Origin of the sequence: Streptomyces sp. NPDC002619 (assembly GCF_042889305.1) — a bacterium.
In the GTDB taxonomy this organism is placed as follows: domain Bacteria; phylum Actinomycetota; class Actinomycetes; order Streptomycetales; family Streptomycetaceae; genus Streptomyces.
In genome coordinates, this window is sequence record NZ_JBIAQV010000002.1 from 464,303 (window position 1) to 484,532 (window position 20,230).

16 protein-coding genes, 1 tRNA gene and 2 pseudogenes are annotated in these 20,230 nt (G+C 67.5%); 9 read left to right on the top strand and 10 right to left on the bottom strand.

Annotated features, from left to right (window positions below):
* Positions 1 to 683: 683 nt before the first annotated feature.
* Together ACFYXB_RS06350 and ACFYXB_RS06355 are read left to right on the top strand one after the other, a co-directional pair.
* Positions 684 to 857: pseudogene (locus ACFYXB_RS06350) on the top strand (AzlD domain-containing protein); the annotation flags it as partial.
* 828 nt (positions 858 to 1,685) lie between these two features.
* Positions 1,686 to 2,234 carry a carbonic anhydrase gene (locus ACFYXB_RS06355; RefSeq protein WP_351346134.1) on the top strand — a complete coding sequence of 183 codons (549 nt, stop codon included), beginning with the start codon at positions 1,686 to 1,688 and terminating at the stop codon, positions 2,232 to 2,234.
* 693 nt (positions 2,235 to 2,927) lie between these two features.
* On the opposite strand, the gene ACFYXB_RS06360 is transcribed toward ACFYXB_RS06355, so the two are convergent.
* On the bottom strand, positions 2,928 to 3,371 hold the full coding sequence (locus ACFYXB_RS06360; RefSeq protein ID WP_389578317.1) for a hypothetical protein: 444 nt from the start codon (positions 3,369 to 3,371) through the stop codon (positions 2,928 to 2,930).
* A 346-nt stretch (positions 3,372 to 3,717) separates the two neighbouring features.
* Between ACFYXB_RS06360 and ACFYXB_RS06365 the strand changes: the two are divergent.
* Positions 3,718 to 3,900 (top strand): annotated as a pseudogene (locus ACFYXB_RS06365) (DNA methylase); the annotation flags it as partial.
* On the top strand, positions 3,897 to 4,292 hold the full coding sequence (locus ACFYXB_RS06370) for a tyrosine-type recombinase/integrase (RefSeq protein WP_389578320.1): 396 nt from the start codon (positions 3,897 to 3,899) through the stop codon (positions 4,290 to 4,292). The pseudogene ACFYXB_RS06365 and the gene ACFYXB_RS06370, both read left to right, overlap by 4 nt.
* 55 nt (positions 4,293 to 4,347) lie before the next feature.
* Here ACFYXB_RS06370 and ACFYXB_RS06375 read toward each other — a convergent pair.
* The 9 genes from ACFYXB_RS06375 to dnaA form a co-directional block, all read right to left on the bottom strand.
* Positions 4,348 to 4,424, bottom strand: a tRNA-Ile gene (locus ACFYXB_RS06375).
* 124 nt (positions 4,425 to 4,548) lie between these two features.
* The gene (locus tag ACFYXB_RS06380; RefSeq protein ID WP_351346122.1) at positions 4,549 to 5,331 is read right to left on the bottom strand and encodes a DUF3566 domain-containing protein; all 783 of its coding nucleotides are present in this window, start codon (positions 5,329 to 5,331) and stop codon (positions 4,549 to 4,551) included.
* 18 nt (positions 5,332 to 5,349) lie between these two features.
* Entirely contained in the window at positions 5,350 to 7,944 is a 2,595-nt protein-coding gene (gyrA, locus tag ACFYXB_RS06385) for a DNA gyrase subunit A (protein WP_389578323.1), read from the bottom strand.
* Between the two features lie 42 nt (positions 7,945 to 7,986).
* Positions 7,987 to 10,047, bottom strand: coding sequence for a DNA topoisomerase (ATP-hydrolyzing) subunit B (gene gyrB, locus ACFYXB_RS06390; RefSeq protein ID WP_389578325.1), 2,061 nt, complete (start codon positions 10,045 to 10,047; stop codon positions 7,987 to 7,989).
* A gap of 374 nt (positions 10,048 to 10,421) precedes the next feature.
* Entirely contained in the window at positions 10,422 to 10,967 is a 546-nt protein-coding gene (locus tag ACFYXB_RS06395; RefSeq protein WP_389578328.1) for a DUF721 domain-containing protein, read from the bottom strand.
* Positions 10,964 to 12,085 carry a DNA replication/repair protein RecF gene (gene recF, locus ACFYXB_RS06400; protein WP_351346112.1) on the bottom strand — a complete coding sequence of 374 codons (1,122 nt, stop codon included), beginning with the start codon at positions 12,083 to 12,085 and terminating at the stop codon, positions 10,964 to 10,966. The genes ACFYXB_RS06395 and recF overlap by 4 nt, the downstream gene beginning before the upstream one ends.
* 54 nt (positions 12,086 to 12,139) lie before the next feature.
* Entirely contained in the window at positions 12,140 to 13,015 is an 876-nt protein-coding gene (gnd, locus tag ACFYXB_RS06405) for a phosphogluconate dehydrogenase (NAD(+)-dependent, decarboxylating) (RefSeq protein ID WP_389578332.1), read from the bottom strand.
* 142 nt (positions 13,016 to 13,157) lie between these two features.
* Positions 13,158 to 14,288 (bottom strand): DNA polymerase III subunit beta, encoded by a 1,131-nt coding sequence (gene dnaN, locus ACFYXB_RS06410; RefSeq protein ID WP_388504823.1) that lies wholly within the window; start codon positions 14,286 to 14,288, stop codon positions 13,158 to 13,160.
* Between the two features lie 883 nt (positions 14,289 to 15,171).
* On the bottom strand, positions 15,172 to 17,097 hold the full coding sequence (gene dnaA / locus ACFYXB_RS06415; protein WP_389578335.1) for a chromosomal replication initiator protein DnaA: 1,926 nt from the start codon (positions 17,095 to 17,097) through the stop codon (positions 15,172 to 15,174).
* Positions 17,098 to 17,493: 396 nt separating this feature from the next.
* Here dnaA and rpmH point away from each other — a divergent pair, with 396 nt between their 5' ends.
* Genes rpmH through ACFYXB_RS06440 form a run of 5 tightly spaced genes read left to right on the top strand, consistent with a single transcriptional unit; the run spans position 17,494 to position 20,207 of the window.
* Positions 17,494 to 17,631: a 50S ribosomal protein L34 gene (gene rpmH / locus ACFYXB_RS06420; RefSeq protein WP_003956500.1), complete on the top strand. Its 138-nt coding sequence runs from the start codon at positions 17,494 to 17,496 to the stop codon at positions 17,629 to 17,631.
* 21 nt (positions 17,632 to 17,652) lie between these two features.
* Positions 17,653 to 18,024 carry a ribonuclease P protein component gene (rnpA, locus tag ACFYXB_RS06425; protein ID WP_078630330.1) on the top strand — a complete coding sequence of 124 codons (372 nt, stop codon included), beginning with the start codon at positions 17,653 to 17,655 and terminating at the stop codon, positions 18,022 to 18,024.
* On the top strand, positions 18,021 to 18,374 hold the full coding sequence (gene yidD, locus ACFYXB_RS06430) for a membrane protein insertion efficiency factor YidD (protein ID WP_351346100.1): 354 nt from the start codon (positions 18,021 to 18,023) through the stop codon (positions 18,372 to 18,374). The genes rnpA and yidD overlap by 4 nt, the downstream gene beginning before the upstream one ends.
* 3 nt (positions 18,375 to 18,377) lie before the next feature.
* On the top strand, positions 18,378 to 19,679 hold the full coding sequence (gene yidC, locus ACFYXB_RS06435) for a membrane protein insertase YidC (protein ID WP_389578338.1): 1,302 nt from the start codon (positions 18,378 to 18,380) through the stop codon (positions 19,677 to 19,679).
* 15 nt (positions 19,680 to 19,694) lie between these two features.
* A complete protein-coding gene (locus tag ACFYXB_RS06440; protein WP_351346094.1) occupies positions 19,695 to 20,207 on the top strand; it encodes a R3H domain-containing nucleic acid-binding protein in 513 nt (170 codons plus the stop codon).
* The last annotated feature ends 23 nt before the right edge of the window (positions 20,208 to 20,230 follow it).

The following is a 20,230-nucleotide window of genomic DNA, read 5'->3' on the forward strand; positions in this document are numbered from 1 at the left end:
CCACCCTCCCCCCACCGAAGGGGGATCGAAGCGTTCGGCGCCTCTACCAAGCGGTCGCACCGCCGTCGACCGGTTAGTTGGGGCCAGATATGTACGCCGCCCGGTCGGACCGGAGCAAGGCCGCGAGTTCGACGATCTCCTCGGAGCCGTTGAACCCGTGGAGCACCAGGTCCTTCGAGATGTACCGGTCGAAGGCGGCGGCCAGGTCCCCGTTGTAGCTGTTGTAGTACGCATGGGTGACCCGGGTCCCTGACGGTGGAACGCCATGGCGTTATCCGTACCGGGAGGGAGACCCGATCCGTTCACCCCTGTTGGTGGTCAGCCGACCGGCACTGTCATGGCACGGATCTCGCTGTTCGGCGAGTGGTTCCCGGCCGCGTCATAGGTGCGGGCGCAGTACTCATAGGTGCGCCCGTCGGCGGGCAGCGGGTCGCAGACGGTGGCCGTTGCCGTGGCGAAGCGCGGATCGAATCCCTGGTGCAGGACGACCGACCATGTGCTCGCTCCCGCCTCGCGGCGCTCGCTCCCGCCTCGCGGCGCTCGATCTCGAATCCGATGAAGTCGCGGATCGGGGTCGGCGTGTTGTCGGTGGCGGTCGCCCGGATGCCGCTCGCGCAGGAGCCCAGGGTCAGGTCGGGGGCGTAGGCGGGGGCGATGCCGTCGGGGATGTCGAGCCGGAGTTCATTGTGATCCTGGACGTCTACTGCCTGCGCGGCCTGCCCCTCGTCGAACCGCGCGCCCTCGCCGCACTCGGCGTCATCATCGGCCTGCACCTGTGGCGCCGCAACGCGCTTCTGAGCATCCTCGGCGGCACAGCCACCCACGTCCTCCTGGCGAGCACGGTCTTCGCCCGCTGACTTCATGCATGCCCCAGAATCGGCAGCACGAGCGGCGGCGCCGAAGGGCAGGGCCTCCTGCCTGCCCAGAGGCCTCTCCGGGGAAGGTTCTTCACCCGCCGAATGGCACTGTGCAGTTGATGTGCCTCGATGGCACTGGCCCCCAGCACGCCCCGCACGCACGCCATCCGGGCGAGGGACACCTGGCCCAGACGTGAACTCCCCGAGCGGCCGGGGTCACCGATCGTCTTCAGGATCCCACCGACACAGGCGGCTCAGGCAGGCCGAGATGCCGAGCTGGGTTATTAGAAGTAGAGCCCGGCGACACTCCCCTCAGGTAATCCCCGTGAGCAGAACGCCCACAGACAAGGATGGGTGGTTCTGTTCACGACTTCCCGACGGCGGATGCTCAGCGCTGCGGGAGGCACCCAGTCCGGGCCGAGCTCGATGTTCACAAGAACGAGCAGCACCCGGCCCCGTCGGGGCAGGGCAGACCTCGACATCAGGCGCTCAAGCTGCCGCCCGAGCCCGTCTCTGTAGGCCGTGGGTGGAAAAGTAGCCCGCGCCCGCTTGCGCCTGCCGCCAGGTCACCCGCACCACGCCGAACAATTGCCCTTGTCAGGAGGCATGGGCGTGTTCGAACGGCATTGAGGGGAACTACCGGTGGGCACAGCACAACGTCCGGATCGTAGAGCTTTGCTCGGCGGCGCACTTGCGAGCGCCACGGTCGCGCTTGCGGGGTGCTCATCGACCAGCGCCGCCACGCCGACCACCAGCGCAACGCCACAAGAGCGGCCGACCACGCCTGAGGCCGCATTCGCGAGACTGATGGAAGGCAACAAACGATGGGTGAGCGGAAACCTCCAGCACCCCGACCGGGATCCGGACCGGCGTCAGCTCGTAGCCCAGCAGCAGGAACCGTTTGGAGCGATCCTTGCGTGCATCGACTCCCGAGTGCCGCCTGAACTCCTCTTCGATACCGGCCTCGGAGACCTCTACGTGATGCGCACGGGCGGAGAGGCGGTCGAGCCGGTGGTCACCGGTTCTGTCGAGTACGGGCCCATGACGAGTGGCACCCCGCTCATCGTGGTCCTCGGCCATCAGCGCTGCGGCGCCGTCGAGGCGGCGTACAAGTCCCTTCGAGACGGGAAACCGCTGCCCGGCAACCTGCAGGCGATCGTCAAGGCTCTACAGCCGGCATACCAGCAGGCAGTCCGCCAAGGCGGCGCGGACCCGGTCGAGACCATGGCCCGCGCCCAGGTCACGTTGACCGCGACCGATCTGCGCTCCAACCAGGACCTCGCCCCACTCGTGAAAAAGGGCGCCCTTGCCGTGGTCGGCGCCTACTACTCACTCGACACCGGCAAGGTGGAAGTCCTGGCGGGTGCCCCTTCCTAGACCGACCGGGAGAGACGAGCCAGGGAAATCACCTTCCCCCGTGCGACCTGGACCAACTGCCGGCCAGTACCACACGCAGCGCTCACCACGGCAATGCCTCGCGCGACCCGATGCGGATTCGATGGGCGCCATCACCTGCGGGCACGGCCCGATGCTGTCGAAACTCCGTGACCTGCCCTTCGGCAAAGAGCTGCTCTATCCACTGAGCTACAAGCACTTCAAGTTGTAGACGATGAGCAGAACTTGAGGCAAATCAGAGTGTTTCACGTGAAACGTCGCGCCTACTCACGCGATCAACGGAACGGCTTTGGACTGGAGCCTCAATGACCCAGCCAAGCGCCGCTGCCCGACCTGGAGCACCAGCTTGGAAGTTCGCGTATGCGGGTGAGGGCTGACCTGGCGAAGGGTTGAACTGTGCGTTCCTGGCGTGGTCGCTGTGACTCCCCGCTGTTCCCCGTCTGATACTGCTGAATCGGGCACGTGGGGGGGCACGCCTGGCTCTCTGCCGCGCTCGTAGCCTTGCGTGCCCCCCGGGGTCTGGTACGGCGCTGGTTGGCGCTCATATGGCCTTGCTTGCCGATCTGGCCTGTCGGTGTTCAGTGCCAGCCGCGGCCCTTGCGTACATCCACGAAGCCGGGAATGTCGGCCCGATTCCAGCGGGCCGGGATCTTTCCTGTGCTCCGGGCGGCGCTGTCACCACTCGTCGTGGTTGCCGATCACCAGGAAGCTGCCCACGACGCCGTCGTCACCGAACAGGCCCCCGTCGACGGTACGAGTTACAACGCCATTGGTGGCGCCGTGGGGACCCACGGTGGCGACCGGAGCGCCGTTGTCACAGGTAAAGCCGCGGAAGACCTCGACAGTCTTCCGGCTGTCGTTGAAAACACTGAAACTACTGGAGCCCAGTCCGCTGGCCGCAGTGATGCAACCCTCAGCGAAGGCGGAGTACGTACGTTCGTTGAAGTAGATCCTTCCCTGTTCCTCATGGCCGTTGCCGCGTCCGCCGCCCTCGCGGTCGCGGCCCTCGTCCTTCTCTCCGCTTGCGTTGCCGCCGCCCTCGCGGTCGCGGCCCTCGTCCTTCTCTCCGCTTGCGCTGCCGCCGCCCGAGGGAGCCGTGTCAGGGGCGGCTCGTTGCACAGGCTGGGGCGCCCGCTGGACAGGTGCGGCCGCTCGGTGGACAGGTGCGGCCGCCCGCTGGACAGGTGCGGCCGCTCGGTGGACAGACGGGGACGCCGGGGTGGATCCGGCGGTTGAGGCGTAGGTGATACCGGTGGCTGCAAGGACCGCCGCGCCTACTCCGGCAGCGGCCACAGCAAAGGTACGCGTGGGCATGTCACTTCTCTCTGTCTCACGAACGTCGGCCGGGCGACCGACCTGCGATGAACGTAACGACAGCCCTCATAGCTGTCATTTCGGACGTGTCCAAGGTGTGACGCCATGAGTCCAGACAGGTGGAAACGCAGCACTCACCGCATACCGATGCGACGGCCCCTGCGTGGCTGCCTACGGCGAGGGCGGCGGCAAGGCGTCGGTCGCGGAGATGCAGCACGCCATGGGCATCACGTGGACCGACGTCCACGAGGAACTGACCGAGGCCATCCCGCCCGCCTGCACGAAGTGCATCGCCACCGCCTTCCTGACCGCCCGTCAGGAGGTGTTCGCGTGACCTACACCGCCACGATGGCGGGCCTGGACCCGGCCACCCTCAACGACGTGCTGAGGCTGAAGACTGCCGGCGACCACTGGTCGCAGCAGCCGGACCATGACCTGACCTTCTCCTCCGAGCATGGCGGCATGATTGACCCGGTCGGCTTCTCTCGTAGGTTCGATCGGCTCGTCAAGCGGGCCGGCGTCCGCCGCAACACGGTCCGCCTCGCCCGGCACACCTGCGGAACTCTGCTCGCCTTCCTGAAGGTGCACCCCAAGGTCGCTCAGGCGATCCTCCGGCACAGCCAGATCAGCATGACCATGGACGTCTACACGCACGTGATCGGCGACAGCGAACGGGAAGCGGTTGGCATGCTCGCCGAACTTCTGGAAGATCCGCTCATCGGCTGATGTCAGCCGTAGATGTCAAAGACCCCCAGACGTAACCGCCTGGGGGTCTTTTCGCTGGTGGGGCTAACAGGATTTGAACCTGTGGCCTCATCCTTATCAGGGATGCGCTCTAACCAACTGAGCTATAGCCCCGCCGCGCTCTGCGGTGTGTGTCCCGCGCGCTGACTCCTGAAGATTAGCGCACGACCGGGGCAGTCCCAAAATCGGTTGTCACCGGGCCGTCAGCGGACGTTTGGAACCGCTCCGACGCGGTACGTCACTCGTCCTCGGCCAGCGTCAGCTCCACGCCGCCGACGAAGCCCGCGGACAGGTTGTAGATGAACGCGCCCAGCGTGGCCAGCGCCGTCGCGAGGACGACGTCGATGACCGCGATGATCGCCGTGAACGTCAGCACGTGCGGGAGCGACAGGAAGGCCTGGAGGTCGAAGCCGTTCGCCTCGTTCGAGCCGGTCGCCTCCGAGATCGTGCCGCCGACCGTCGAGAACACGCCCATCGCGTCCATGACCATCCACAGCACCGCTGACGCGACGATCGTGCAGATGCCGAGCGCGATGGACAGCAGGAAGCTGACCTTCATCACCGACCACGGGTCGGCCTTGGCCACGCGCAGCCGCGCCTTGCGCGTGCGGGGTGTGGTCCGCGCGCCGGTGCGTGGACGGCGTACGGCGCTCGTCGGGGCCTGCGCCGGATAGGCCTGCGGCGGGTGGTAGGGCCCGGCGGGCTGCTGCGGCTGGCGTTCGCCCGGCAGCGGCGAGCCGGCCTGCGCCCCGGAAGCCGGGGGCTGGGCCGGCGGATGCGCCTGGGCGCCCGCCGCGTACTGCTGGGTCTGCGGGCCTCGGGTGTCCGTCACAGTTCCCCCCTGGGATCCATGCATATCGGGCGAGTGGGAGTCGGTCGCGCCTGCGTCGACCTTGCGCAGTTGGGTCGTGTGCGGGTCCGCCGCACGCGCGGCGGAGCCACGGCCACCGCCGTCCGTTCCGTTGCCGGAAGAAGGACCGGTCGAGGTACCGACCGGACCCGCGCCCGTGGCTCCGCTCACGATGACTCACTCCTCGTGCTACTCGGCCGAGGGCTCCTCACCCTCGTCCGTGCCGGTGGTCACGGCACCCTCGGCGGTCTCGTCCCCGGCATCCTCGCCGTCGACCTCCTCCGCCTCGCGACCGGCCTCGGCGTTACGTGCGATACCGACCACGGCATCGCGCTTGCCCAGGTTGATCAGTTGGACGCCCATGGTGTCACGGCCCGTCTCCCTGACCTCGTTGACTCGCGTACGAATCACACCGCCGCCGAGGGTGATGGCGAGGATCTCGTCACTCTCCTCGACCACCAGCGCGCCGACGAGCGAACCGCGGTCCTCCACGATCTTGGCGGCCTTGATACCGAGGCCGCCGCGACCCTGGACGCGGTACTCGTCGACGGGGGTCCGCTTTGCGTACCCACCGTCCGTGGCAGTGAACACGAACGTACCGGGTCGAACAACATTCATCGAGAGCAGCTCGTCGCCCTCGCGGAAACTCATCCCCTTGACACCCGAGGTGGCACGGCCCATGGGCCGCAAGGTGTCGTCCGAGGCGGTGAACCTGATCGACTGCGCCTTCTTGCTGATCAGAAGCAGATCGTCGTCGGCGGAGACGAGCTCGGCACCAATCAGTTCGTCGTCGGAACCGTCCTCCCGCTCCCGCAGATTGATCGCGATGACACCACCGGAGCGCGGCGAATCGTAATCCTTCAGAGGCGTCTTCTTGACCAGGCCCGCCTTGGTGGCCAGGACCAGATACGGCGCGGCCTCGTAGTCACGGATCGCGAGGATCTCCGCGATCGACTCGTCCGGCTGGAAGGCCAGCAGGTTCGCCACGTGCTGGCCGCGCGCGTCCCGGCCGGCGTCCGGAAGCTCGTACGCCTTCGCCCGGTACACCCGGCCCTTGTTGGTGAAGAACAGCAGCCAGTGGTGCGTGGTGGAGACGAAGAAGTGGTCGACGATGTCGTCTTCCTTCAGCTTCGTACCCCGCACGCCCTTGCCGCCGCGCTTCTGCGCCCGGTAGTCGTCCGTCTTCGTCCGCTTGACGTAGCCGCCACGGGAGACGGTGACGACGATGTCCTCCTCGGCGATGAGGTCCTCGATGGACATGTCACCGTCGTAGGGCACCAGCATGGTCTTGCGGTCGTCGCCGTACTTCTCGACGATCGCCGCGAGTTCCTCGCTGACGATCCCGCGCTGACGGACCGGGGAGGCGAGGATCGCGTTGTACTCCGTGATCTTCGCCTGGAGTTCGTCGTGCTCCTGGACGATCTTCTGGCGCTCCAGGGCGGCCAGTCGGCGCAGCTGCATCTCGAGGATGGCGTTCGCCTGGATCTCGTCGATCTCCAGGAGGCCCATCAGGCCCGTGCGCGCGATCTCGACGGTGTCGCTGCGCCGGATCAGCGCGATGACCTCGTCGATGGCGTCCAGGGCCTTCAGCAGGCCGCGCAGGATGTGCGCGCGCTCCTCCGCCTTGCGCAGCCGGAAGCGCGTACGGCGGACGACGACCTCGATCTGGTGCGTCACCCAGTGGCGGATGAACGCGTCGAGCGACAGCGTGCGCGGCACACCGTCGACCAGCGCCAGCATGTTGGCGCCGAAGTTCGTCTGTAGGTCGGTGTGCTTGTACAGGTTGTTCAGGACGACCTTGGCGACCGCGTCCCGCTTCAGCACGATGACCAGACGCTGGCCCGTGCGCGACGAGGTCTCGTCACGGACGTCGGCGATGCCGCCGACCTTGCCGTCCTTCACCAGGTCGGCGATCTTCTGCGCCAGGTTGTCGGGATTCACCTGGTACGGCAGCTCCGTCACCACCAGGCACTGGCGGTTCTGGATCTCCTCGACCGCGACGACCGCGCGCATGGTGATCGAGCCGCGGCCCGTGCGGTACGCCTCCTCGATGCCCTTGCGGCCCACCACCAGCGCGCCGGTCGGGAAGTCGGGGCCCTTGATGCGCTCGATCAGCGCGTCCAGGAGCTCCTCGTGCGAGGCCTCCGGGTTCTCCAGGCACCACTGGGCGCCGGCCGCGACCTCGCGCAGGTTGTGCGGCGGGATGTTGGTCGCCATACCGACCGCGATACCGGCCGAGCCGTTGATCAGCAGGTTCGGGAACCGGGAGGGCAGTACGGTCGGCTCCTGGGAGCGGCCGTCGTAGTTGCCCGTGAAGTCGACGGTCTCCTCGTCGATGTCGCGGACCATCTCCATCGACAGCGGCGCCATCTTGCACTCGGTGTAGCGCATGGCGGCCGCCGGGTCGTTGCCCGGAGAGCCGAAGTTGCCGTTGGAGTCCACCAGCGGCATCCGCATCGCCCACGGCTGGGCGAGACGGACGAGCGCGTCGTAGATCGAACTGTCGCCGTGCGGGTGGTAGTTGCCCATGACGTCGCCGACCACGCGCGCGCACTTGTAGAAGCCGCGATCGGGGCGGTAACCGCCGTCGTACATGGCGTACAGCACACGACGGTGGACGGGCTTGAGACCGTCACGGACGTCGGGCAGCGCACGGGACACGATGACGGACATCGCGTAGTCGAGGTACGAGCGCTGCATCTCCGTCTCGAGCCCGACGGGCTCTACACGGAGGACGATTTCGCCGCCTTCTTCAGGCGTGGCAGGAGTGTTCTCGTCGGCCATTGCTGGTGGGGATCCTTCCTGGTGCGGTCAGCTGAGACCGACTCAGATGTCGAGGAAGCGGACGTCCTTGGCGTTGCGCTGGATGAACTGGCGCCGGGCCTCGACGTCCTCGCCCATCAGGACCGAGAACAGGTCGTCGGCCTGGGCGGCGTCGTCGAGAGTGACCTGGCCGAGGACGCGGTGCTCCTGGTCCATCGTCGTCACGCGCAGCTCCTCGGCGTTCATCTCGCCGAGACCCTTGAAGCGCTGGATCGAGTCCTCGCGGATGCGCTTGCCGCGTTGGCGGCCCAGCTCGATCAGGGCGTCGCGCTCGCGGTCCGAGTACGCGTACTCGACGTCGTCCCGGCCCCACTTGATCTTGTATAGCGGGGGACGCGACAGGAACACGTGCCCGGCCTCGACCAGCGGCCGCATGAAGCGGAACAGGAAGGTCAGCAGCAGGGTGTTGATGTGCTGGCCGTCGACGTCGGCGTCCGCCATCAGGATGATCTTGTGATAGCGGAGCTTCTCGATGTCGAAGTCCTCGTGCACGCCCGTGCCGAACGCGGAGATCAGCGCCTGGATCTCCTGGTTCTGCAGGATCTTGTCGATCCTGGCCTTCTCGACGTTGAGGATCTTGCCGCGGATCGGGAGGATCGCCTGGTACTCCGGGTTACGGCCCGACTTGGCCGAGCCGCCGGCGGAGTCACCCTCGACGATGAAGATCTCGCACTTGGTCGGGTCGTTGGACTGGCAGTCCGACAGCTTGCCCGGCAGGGACGCCGACTCAAGGAGGCCCTTGCGGCGCGTGAGGTCGCGGGCCTTGCGGGCCGCCACGCGCGCGGTGGCCGCCTGGATGCCCTTGCGGATGATGTCCGCGGCCTCGACCGGGTTGCGGTCCAGCCAGTCGTTGAGGTGCTCGTAGACCGCCTTCTGGACGAAGGTCTTCGCCTCCGTGTTACCCAGCTTGGTCTTGGTCTGGCCCTCGAACTGCGGCTCGCTCAGCTTGACCGAGATGATCGCCGTCAGACCCTCGCGGATGTCGTCGCCCGTGAGGTTGTCGTCCTTGTCGCGCAGCAGCTTCTTGTCGCGCGCGTACTTGTTGATCAGGCTCGTGAGGGCCGCGCGGAAGCCCTCCTCGTGCGTACCGCCCTCGTGGGTGTGGATGATGTTCGCGAACGAGTACACACCCTCGCTGTAGCCGCTGTTCCACTGCATCGCGACCTCGAGGGACAGGCTCTTGTCCTTGTCCTCCGCCTCCAGGTCGATGACCGTGGGGTGCACCACATCGCCCTTGCGGGAGTTGAGGTACTTCACGAAGTCGACGATGCCGCCCTCGTAGTGGTACGTGACGGACTTGACCTCGTCCTTCTCGTCCGCACCTGCCTCGTCCGCCCCGGCCGTGGCCTTCGCCGACTCGCGCTCATCAGTGAGTTTGATCGTCAAACCCTTGTTGAGGAACGCCATCTCCTGGAAACGCCGCGACAGCGTCTCGAAGGAGTACTCGGTCGTCTCGAAGATGTCCGGGTCGGCCCAGAACGTGACCGACGTACCGGTCTCGTCGGTCGCCTCGTGCTCGACGAGCGGAGCCGTCGGGACGCCCATCTTGTAGTCCTGCGTCCAGCGGTGACCGTCGGTCTTCACCTCGACGGACACCTTGCTGGACAGAGCGTTCACGACGGAGACACCGACGCCGTGCAGACCGCCGGAAACCGCGTAACCGCCGCCGCCGAACTTGCCGCCCGCGTGCAGCACGGTCAGCACGACCTCGAGGGCCGGCTTGTTCTCCGAAGGGACGATGCCCACCGGGATGCCACGGCCGTTGTCGACGACACGCACACCGCCGTCCGGGAGGATCGTGACGTCGATCGTGTCCGCGTAGCCGGCCAGCGCCTCGTCGACCGAGTTGTCGACGACCTCGTACACGAGGTGGTGCAGACCGCGCTCGCCGGTCGAGCCGATGTACATACCGGGTCGCTTGCGAACCGCGTCCAGGCCCTCGAGGACGGTGATGGCGCTGGCGTCGTACGAGGCGGTGACCTCGCCGTTCGACGAGGTCACCGCGCCGCTCACGCCGGCGTCGGTGGACGGGATGTTCTCGTTGGGGTTGCCGGAATCGGCCACGAAGCGCCCTTTCTGGCACAGCACGAGCCGGGCTCGTCGGCGGGTTGCCGGAGCGGCTGCGGCATGTTGCGTTGGTAAGCCTTGATCAGCGTTGCTCAGCTTTTCCCGGGCGGTCCCCACGTGCGGGGCGGGATTGCCTTCAGTCTACCGGTAGCGCCGACAGTGATGGGGGTTTGCCGGTACCTGAGTCCCCATGTGCCGCCCTGAACCGGTCTCGAACGGGTCCCGATATGTGGATGGGGGCTCCAGGAGGCTCACAGCGGCACTCAGCGCTTCCGGCTGTCAACCCTTGGCTACTCCGGGGTCAGATCACGATTCGCAACCGCGTGCGGTGATGGACGGAGCGTCACACCACCCAGGTCACGTGAGGTACGTCACCCATAGGTGTCGCCGGGTCCCGTGCTGCCCGGGGCACGCAGGGGACCGTAGCGACGGGCGGGACCGCCGGGACCGTAGACCTTCAGCAACTTCACCGTGCCGTGGCCCAGATCCTCGTTCAGGCGCGCGACAAGGGCCGGGGCGAGCAGCCGCAACTGAGTGGCCCACGCCGTGGAGTCGCACTGCACGGCCAGGACACGCTCGTCCTCGTCGTACCGCTGCGGCACACAGTGCTTCGCCAGGTCCTCGCCGACGATCTGCGGCCAGCGGCCCATGACCCCGCCCACCGCGGCCGGCGTCTCCCAGCCCCGCTCGGTGATCAACCGGTTGATGGCCGTGCCCAACGCCATCGGGTCGCGGCCGTCGGCGCGTGCGCCGGAGCGCAGGCCGCCGCCCCGGCGCGCCTGCTTCTTCTGCCGCGCCGCGTCCCCACGCGCGCGTGCCTGCTCCTTCGCCGCGCGCAACGCCACACGCGCGAGATCGACACCGGACGGCTCGGGGGCCTTCGCGTCCTTCTTCGGGCCGGGCTCGTCGCCGCTCATACGCGCTCCACCACCCCTTCGGACACCGTGTACCGCGCCCCCGCCAGGACATGCGGCACATCGTCCTCGACCGCCGCCGTCACCAGGACCTGCTCACCGGGCGCGACCAGCTCGGCGAGTCGCTCCCGGCGCCGGGTGTCCAGCTCCGCGAAGACGTCGTCGAGGATAAGCACCGGCTCGTTGCCCTCCGCGCGCAGCAGGTCGTACGACGCCAGGCGCAGCGCCAGCGCATACGACCAGGACTCACCGTGCGAGGCGTACCCCTTGGCCGGCAGCTGACCGAGTTTGAGAATCAAATCGTCCCGATGAGGGCCTACGAGGGTGACACCCCGCTCGATCTCCTGCTTGCGCGCCTCCGCGAGCGCCGCCATCAGCTGGGCGTAAAGCTCCTCGCGCGCGTGCGCCTCGCCCGGCGCCGACGGCTTGTACTCCAGCGCCACCGGACCGCCGCCGGGAGCCAGCTGTTCGTACGCCTTGTCGGCCAGCGGCTGGATCGCCGCGATCAGATCGAGCCGCTGGGCAAGCAGCTCCGCACCCGCACGCGCGAGGTGCTGGTCCCAGACGTCGAGCGTGGACAGGTCCATGGACCGGCCACCGTGCCTGCGAGCGAGCGCGGCCGTCTTGAGAAGGGTGTTGCGCTGCTTGAGAACCCTCTCGTAGTCGGAGCGGACACCCGCCATACGCGGAGAGCGCGCGGTGATCAGCTCGTCGAGGAAGCGCCGCCGCTCACCGGGATCGCCCTTGACCAGCGCGAGATCCTCCGGCGCGAACAGCACGGTCCGCACGATCCCCAGCACATCACGCGGCCTGACCTGCGAAGACCTGTTGATCCGGGCGCGGTTCGCCTTGCCGGGGCTCAGCTCCAGCTCGACCAGCTGCTGCCGCTCGCCCTGCCGGACCTGAGCCCGGATGATCGCGCGGTCGGCACCCATACGGACCAGCGGCGCGTCCGAGGCGACGCGGTGACTGCCGAGCGTGGCGAGATAGCCGACGGCCTCCACGAGATTCGTCTTGCCCTGGCCGTTGGGGCCGACGAAAGCCGTCACGCCCGGATCGAGCGGGACCTCGACCCGGGCGTACGAGCGGAAGTCGGCAAGCGACAGATGCGTCACGTGCATGATCGTTCGCCGACCTCCCCCAGAGGTTGTGGACCGCGTAACCGGTCCTGTGGACTACTTCTTCTCGACCGCGTGGCCGCCGAACTGGTTCCGCAGCGCCGCGATCATCTTCATCTGCGGCGACTCCTCCTGCCGGGAGGAGAACCGCGCGAACAGCGACGCGGTGATCGCGGGCAGCGGCACCGCGTTGTCGATGGCGGCTTCCACAGTCCACCGGCCCTCGCCGGAGTCCTGTGCATAACCCCGCAGGCCGTCCAGGTGCTCGTCCTCGTCGAGGGCGTTCACCGCGAGGTCCAGCAGCCAGGACCGGATGACCGTGCCCTCCTGCCAGGAACGGAAGACCTCTCGGACATCCGTCACGGAGTCGACCTTCTCCAGGAGCTCCCAGCCCTCGGCGTAGGCCTGCATCATCGCGTACTCGATGCCGTTGTGGACCATCTTCGCGAAGTGGCCCGCACCGACCTTGCCCGCGTGCACCGCACCGAAGTCGCCCTCCGGCTTGAGCGCGTCCAAGACCGGCTGCACCTTGGCGACATGCTCGGCGTCGCCGCCGTACATCAGCGCATAGCCGTTCTCCAGGCCCCAGACGCCGCCGGAGACGCCGCAGTCGACGAAGCCGATGCCCTGGGCGGCCAGCTCCTCGGCGTGCTTCTCGTCGTCCGTCCAGCGGGAGTTGCCACCGTCGACGACCACATCACCGGGCTCGAGCAGCTTCGCCAGCTCGTCGATCGTGGACTGCGTGGCCTCGCCGGCCGGGACCATGACCCAGACGACACGCGGGCCGGTCAGCTTGCCCACAAGTTCTTCCAGGCTGTGGACATCGGCGAGGTCCGCGCTGCGGTCGTACCCGATGACGGTGTGGCCCGCGCGGCGGATCCGCTCGCGCATGTTGCCGCCCATCTTGCCGAGGCCGACGAGACCGAGCTCCATCAGTTGTTTTCCTTAGGTTGCGGTGTGACGTGAGAGGCACCTTCGTACCTGTGTCCGAGCCTAGACCCGGCCCCTCACGCACACCTGTGGGCATACGCGCTCATGCGTAGGCCCTCACCTGGGGCTTTGTAGGATGGAGCCGTCAGCCGCTCAGCCGGACGGGCATGATCAGGTACTTGTAGGCCTCGTCCGCCTCCGCGTCCAGCGCGGGCTTGCCGGACAGCAGCGCGGGCTTCGTGGACGTCGTGAACGACAGCTGGGCCACCGGAGAGTCGATCGCGCTCAGACCGTCCAGCAGGAAGGTCGGGTTGAAGGCGATCGAGATGTCGTCGCCTTCGAGCTGCGCATCCACCCGTTCCACAGCCTGTGCGTCGTCGCTGGAACCGGCCTCCAGGATGAGCACGCCCTGCTCGAAGCTGAGCCGCACCGGGGTGTTGCGCTCGGCGACCAGGGCCACGCGCTTGACGGCCTCCACGAAGGGGGCGGTCTCGATCACCGCGACGGAGTTGAACTCCGTCGGGAACAGCGTCCGGTACTTCGGGAGGTCGCCCTCCAGAAGACGCGTCGTCGTCCGCCGCCCGGCGCCCTCGAAACCGATCAGGCCCTCGCCCGCACCGGAGCCGGACAGCGCCAAAATCACGCTGTCGCCGCTCGTCAGCGCCTTGGCGGTGTCCAGGAGCGTCTTGGCGGGCACCAGGGCGACCGCGGACGCGTCCGGGTTCTCCGGCTTCCACAGGAACTCGCGGACCGCGAAGCGGTAGCGGTCGGTGGAGGCCAGCGTGACCCGGTCGCCCTCGATCTCGATGCGCACACCGGTGAGGACGGGCAGCGTGTCGTCGCGGCCGGCGGCGATGGCGACCTGGGCGGCGGCAGAGGCGAAGACCTCGCCGGGGACGGTGCCCGTCGCGTTCGGCATCTGAGGCAGCGACGGGTACTCCTCCACAGGCAGGGTGTGGAGTGTGAACCGCGAGGAGCCGCAGACCACGGTCGCCCGTACACCGTCTGTGGAAATCTCCACCGGCCGGTTGGGGAGAGCGCGGGAGATGTCCGCGAGGAGGCGGCCGGAGACGAGAACCGTGCCCTCCTCCTCGACCTCGGCCTCCACCGACACGCGCGCGGAGACCTCGTAGTCGAAGCTGGACAGGCTCAGCAGGCCGTCCTCGGCCTTCAGCAGCAGGCCCGCGAGGACCGGAGCCGGCGGACGGGCCGGGAGGCTGCGTGCCGCCCAGGCCACTGCCTCCGCGAGTACGTCGCGTTCCACCCGGATCTTCACCGTAAGCCGCCTCCTGCTGTTGCCGGCGCTTCTCGCCCTGCTTCGCCTTCGTCGTCTGACTCGGTGTCGCAAGCCCCTGGGAGGGGAAGGACACCGGGGAACAGTCTGACGCACCGCACTGACAGTCGTTGCCGCTCCGGGTCAAGTCGTGACGAGGCGCGCTCGGACACCGGACGCCGAGTTGTGCACAGGACCCACTTCGAAACGGATTCCCAGCTCTCTCTAGTTGGGAGTAGTAGTAGGGCCTGTGGAAACGGTGGATAACCACGTTTTCCCAGCTCAGAGCCAAGATTTTGTCCACCGACCCTGTGGGCGGTGGCAGTGGACAACTTGGCGTATCTGTGGAGAACGGAAAGTTTTGCACACGCCGTGCACAGCCGACGGTGACTTCTCCCCAGCACCGTCCCCAGCTTTGGCCACCTTGCCCACAGGCCAATCCGGCACCTCGGTGTGACGCCTTTCACTCGACACGGTGAGGAGGCGCGTCCCGTTGCCGAACAGTGGACAGGCATGTGGAGAAGATCACCAGCGCTGGGGACAACGTGCCCCAGCCTGTGGGTCGCCGGTGGACAACTTGGTGCACAGCTTGTGGATCTTTTCGTCGTCCACAGTCTGTGGAGATCGTTCGTCCACGAATCCACAACCAGCTGAGCTGGGGTGATCGTCGTTCAGCGGCACAGCCTGTGGACACAATCTGGAAAACTTCACGGTCCCCAGGCTGTGGGCAGAAGAAAGTACCGGAATCTGTGGAGAGTGGCCGTAACCCGGCCACTATTCGAACAGCGGGTGGCGGCGAACCGACCGGCGACAGCCCGCCGGAACGACGAAGAGCGCCCTCGGGATCTCTCCCGAGGGCGCCCTCAGTGCCGTACAGACGCGGCTGTCAGCCGTTCTTGATGCGGTTGGTCAGCTCGGTCACCTGGTTGTAGATGGAGCGGCGCTCGGCCATCAGCGCGCGGATCTTGCGGTCGGCGTGCATCACGGTCGTGTGGTCGCGGCCACCGAACTGCGCGCCGATCTTCGGCAGGGACAGGTCGGTCAGCTCGCGGCACAGGTACATGGCGATCTGGCGGGCCGTCACCAGGGCGCGGCCGCGCGAGGTGCCGCACAGGTCCTCGACGGTGAGGCCGAAGTAGGCGGCGGTGGCCGCCATGATGGCCGACGCGGTGATCTCGGGGGCGGAGTCCTCGCCGCCGGGGATCAGGTCCTTGAGGACGATCTCCGTGAGGCCCAGGTCCACCGGCTGCCGGTTGAGCGAGGCGAACGCCGTGACGCGGATCAGCGCGCCCTCCAGTTCGCGGATGTTGCGCGAGATGCGGGAGGCGATGAACTCGAGGACCTCCGGCGGGGCGTTGAGCTGTTCCTGGACCGCCTTCTTGCGCAGGATCGCGATGCGCGTCTCCAGTTCGGGCGGTTGGACGTCGGTGATCAGGCCCCATTCGAAACGGTTCCGCAGCCGGTCCTCCAGCGTGACCAGCTGCTTGGGCGGCCGGTCGCTGGAGAGCACGATCTGCTTGTTGGCGTTGTGGAGCGTGTTGAAGGTGTGGAAGAACTCCTCCTGCGTCGACTCCTTGTCCGCCAGGAACTGGATGTCGTCGACGAGCAGGATGTCCATCTCGCGGTAGCGCTTGCGGAAGCTGTCGCCCTTGCCGTCGCGGATGGAGTTGATGAACTCGTTGGTGAACTCCTCGGAGCTCACGTAGCGCACGCGCGTGCCGGGGTAGAGGCTGCGCGCGTAGTGCCCGATGGCGTGCAGCAGGTGTGTCTTGCCGAGTCCCGATTCCCCATAGATGAAGAGGGGGTTGTACGCCTTCGCGGGCGCTTCGGCGACGGCGACGGCGGCCGCGTGCGCGAACCGGTTCGAGGCGCCGATGACGAACGTGTCGAACAGGTACTTCGGGTTCAGTCGCGCGGTCGGCTCGCCGGGGCCGGTCGCCGGCGCGGGCTTGGCTGCCAGCGGCCCGGGGGCGCCGGTCGTCGGCAGGTTGGCGCCCCCGGGGCCGCCGCGGTGCGGTTGGCCGGAGCCGGACGGCGGTTCGGGCAGCTCGCGGCGGGCGGGGTCGCGCTGGTCGTAGTCGACGCGCGAGGGGTCGTACTCGGAGCGCTGTTGTTCGTACGACGGGCGGTCCATCGGCTGCGGGCGGTAGTCCTGGGAGGAGCCGTACGAGTCCTGGCCCGAGGTGTACGAGTCCTGTGACGGCGCTCCGTAGGTGTCGCGTGGGCGCGATCTGTAGGAGTCCTGCGACGGGGAGGCATAGGGGTCGCGCTCCGGGAAGCCGAGTCGTTGCTGCTGCCAGCTGTACTCGTCCTGCGTGGGGCGCGGCCAGGCGCCGGGTTCGGGGCGCTGGTATTCGGAGGGGTAGGCCGGGCGTGCGGTGGGGAGCGGATCGGGGCGGCCGGTCTGGTCGGCGGAGGTGCCTGGCAGCTGGTCGGCGCGGTGGCGGCCGTATCCCTCGTACTGTCCCTGTCCGGAGGGGAGTTCGGGTTCTTCGTAGCGCGACTGTTGTTGCACGGGAGGCGCGGGGGGTTCGCCGGCGGAGTCGTCGACGGTGATCGCGATGCGGATCGGGCGGCCGCACTCGCGGCTCAGGGTGTCGCTGACGATCGGGGCGAGACGGCCCTCCAGTACGCCTTTCGCAAATTCGTTCGGTACGGCGAGTAGAGCGGTGTCCGCGACCAGCGCGAGGGGCTGGCAGCGCCGGATCCAGTGCTCGTCCTTCGCCTCGACACCCTGGCCGCGGCCCTCTCCGAGGAGCTGCTCGAGTACGCGTGGCCACACTGCGGCAAGATCGGCAGGCACGTCAGCCACAGGGCACGCTCTCTCACGGGTCCCACGAACGTGTGGTTCGCGGACGGGTTGGGATGGAATCCGGTGTACGGGCGGGAACAATCCCGCTCGGGCAGGGATAAGGGAACGAATCGGAGTCCAGTCACGGTAGTCAGCGGGGCGGGTGCGGTTCAAGTTGTTGTCCCCAGCCTGTGGATAGTGTCTCCCGGCGACCGCTGGTTTGACCGGATGGCGTAGCCCCGCGTACCGTAACCAGGTCGAGTTGTCGATGGCTGCTGCCGCCTGCCTCCGATGGGCACAGGTCACTTCAGGTGATCGGTAAGCGGTGCACTCGGGCGTGACGCGAGCTACTCGTGGGCGCACGGTGACAGCCAGGACGGCACCCCGCCACCACCGATTAGTTTCTGGAGCCCCCGAGTGAGCAAGCGCACCTTCCAGCCGAACAACCGTCGTCGCGCGAAGACCCACGGCTTTCGGCTGCGTATGCGCACCCGTGCCGGCCGCGCGATTCTCGCGTCTCGCCGTAGCAAGGGTCGCGCCCGCCTGTCCGCCTGATCCCGATCAGGTCATGACGTCGTGCTGCCCACCGAGAACCGGCTGAGGCGGCGCGAGGACTTCGCGACCGCGGTACGACGGGGCCGCCGGGCTGGACGCCCGACGCTCGTCGTCCACCTTCGTAGCGGTGCCACGGACCCGCACGCGCCTGGGGAGAGCGCTCCCCCGACACGTGCGGGTTTCGTCGTGAGCAAGGCGGTGGGTGGTGCGGTCGTGCGCAACAAAGTGAAGCGCAGACTTCGCCATCTGATGCGTGACCGAGTCGCCCTGTTCCCCCCCGGTAGCCTGGTAGTCGTACGAGCGCTGCCCGGAGCGGGCGACGCAGACCATGCACAGCTGGCCCGAGACCTGGATGCCGCCCTTCAACGGCTGCTGGGAGGGGGCGCGCGATGAAGTACCCGCTGCTGGCTCTGATCAAGCTCTACCAGTGGACGATCAGTCCGCTGCTCGGGCCGGTGTGCAAGTACTACCCGTCGTGCTCTCACTACGGCTATACGGCCATCGACCGACACGGTGCGATCAAGGGGACGGCACTCACTGCCTGGCGGATCCTGCGGTGCAACCCGTGGTCGCTCGGCGGTGTGGACCATGTTCCCCAGCGCAAGCGTCCGCGGTGGCACGAAATGCTGCGCAACGCCTGGCGTGCACGCAAGGGCGGGCCCTCCGCCGCCGAACCGGCCACCGACGGGAGCCTCCCGTCGAGCCCGGCCGCAGAGACCTCGTCCCATGCCCAAGGAGCATGATTAGTGGACACGATTGCCAGCCTTTTCAGCTTTATCACCACACCCGTCTCCTGGGTCATCGTCCAGTTCCACTCGGTGTACGGGCAGATCTTCGGTCCCGACACCGGCTGGGCCTGGGGCCTGTCCATCGTGTCCCTGGTGATCCTGATCCGTATCTGCCTGATCCCGCTCTTTGTGAAGCAGATCAAGGCGACCCGGGCCATGCAGACACTGCAGCCCGAGATGAAGAAGATCCAGGAGCGCTACAAGAACGACAAGCAGCGCCAGTCCGAAGAGATGATGAAGCTGTACAAGGAGTCGGGTACCAACCCGCTCTCCTCGTGCCTTCCCATCCTGGCGCAGTCCCCGTTCTTCTTCGCCCTGTACCACGTGCTCAACGGCATCGCGACCGGCTCGACGATCGGCGTCATCAACGAATCGCTGCTGGCCAGCGCTCGTAAGGCGCACATCTTCGGCGCCCCGCTGGCCGCGAAGTTCACGGATGGCCAGGCCAAGGTCGAGGCCCTCGGTGCCTCGCTGACCGATGTCCGGGTCGTCACCGCGGTCATGATCGTCCTGATGTCGGCGTCGCAGTTCTACACGCAGCGCCAGCTGATGACGAAGAATGTCGACACCACGGTGAAGACGCCGTTCATGCAGCAGCAGAAGATGCTGATGTACGTCTTCCCGGTCATGTTCGCCGTCTTCGGCATCAACTTCCCGGTCGGTGTCCTCGTCTACTGGCTGACCACCAACGTGTGGACCATGGGCCAGCAGATGTACGTCATCCACAACAACCCGACCCCGGGTTCCAAGGCCCAGGCCGCGTACCTGGAGCGCCTGACCAAGCATGTGACGAACCACGGCAAGACGCGCAACCGGCGTGAGAAGGCCATCGTCAAGGCGATCGTCTCGAAGGGCCGCGACCGCAACGATTTCGAGCGCAAGTTCATCAACGGCTTGACCAAGGCGGGTCTCGCCGCGCAGGCCGACGGCACCGTGGCCACGAGCGAGAGCCAGGCCGTCGCCCAGGCCGAGGACGGCATGAGCACGACGACGACCACCACCCCCCGGCGCCAGCAGCCCAAGCGTCAGAGCAAGGCCCAGCGCCAGTCCGGTGGTCAGCGGCAGGCCGACGACCCCGCGCCGTCCACGTCGCTCGAGAAGTCCGACGAGCCGCAGGACGACGAGCCGCAGACCGCTGAGCCGCGGGATGCCAAGCCCGCGGCGAGGCAGCCCGCGAAGCCGGGTTCCGCCGGCCGCAGCAAGGCTCAGTCCGGCCAGCGCAAGGGTCCGCAGCGGCCCAAATCCCCGTCCAAGAAGTAAGAAGGAGTCCATCCCGTGACGGAAGGCACCACCTCCGCCGCTGCCGAGGGTGCAGACACCCTGACCCGCCTGGAGCAGGAGGGCGAGATCGCGGCGGACTACCTCGAGGGTCTGCTGGACATCGCCGATCTCGACGGCGACATCGACATGGACGTTGAGGCCGACCGCGCCTCCGTGTCGATCATCAGCGATGCGGGCGGCCGCGACCTGCAGAAGCTGGTCGGCCGTGACGGCGAGGTGCTGGAGGCGCTGCAGGAGCTGACGCGCCTGGCCGTGCACCGGGAGACCGGGGACCGCAGCCGGCTGATGCTGGACATCGCGGGCTACCGGGCCAAGAAGCGCACCGAGCTCTCCGAGCTGGGCGCCAAGGCCGCCGCCGAGGTCAGGAGCACCGGTGAGCCGGTGAAGCTCAATCCGATGACCCCGTTCGAGCGCAAGGTCGTGCACGACGCGGTCAAGGCAGCGGGGCTGCGGAGTGAGTCCGAGGGCGAGGAGCCGCAGCGGTTCGTCGTTGTGCTTCCCGCCTGATCGGTACGTACGTTCCACCGGCC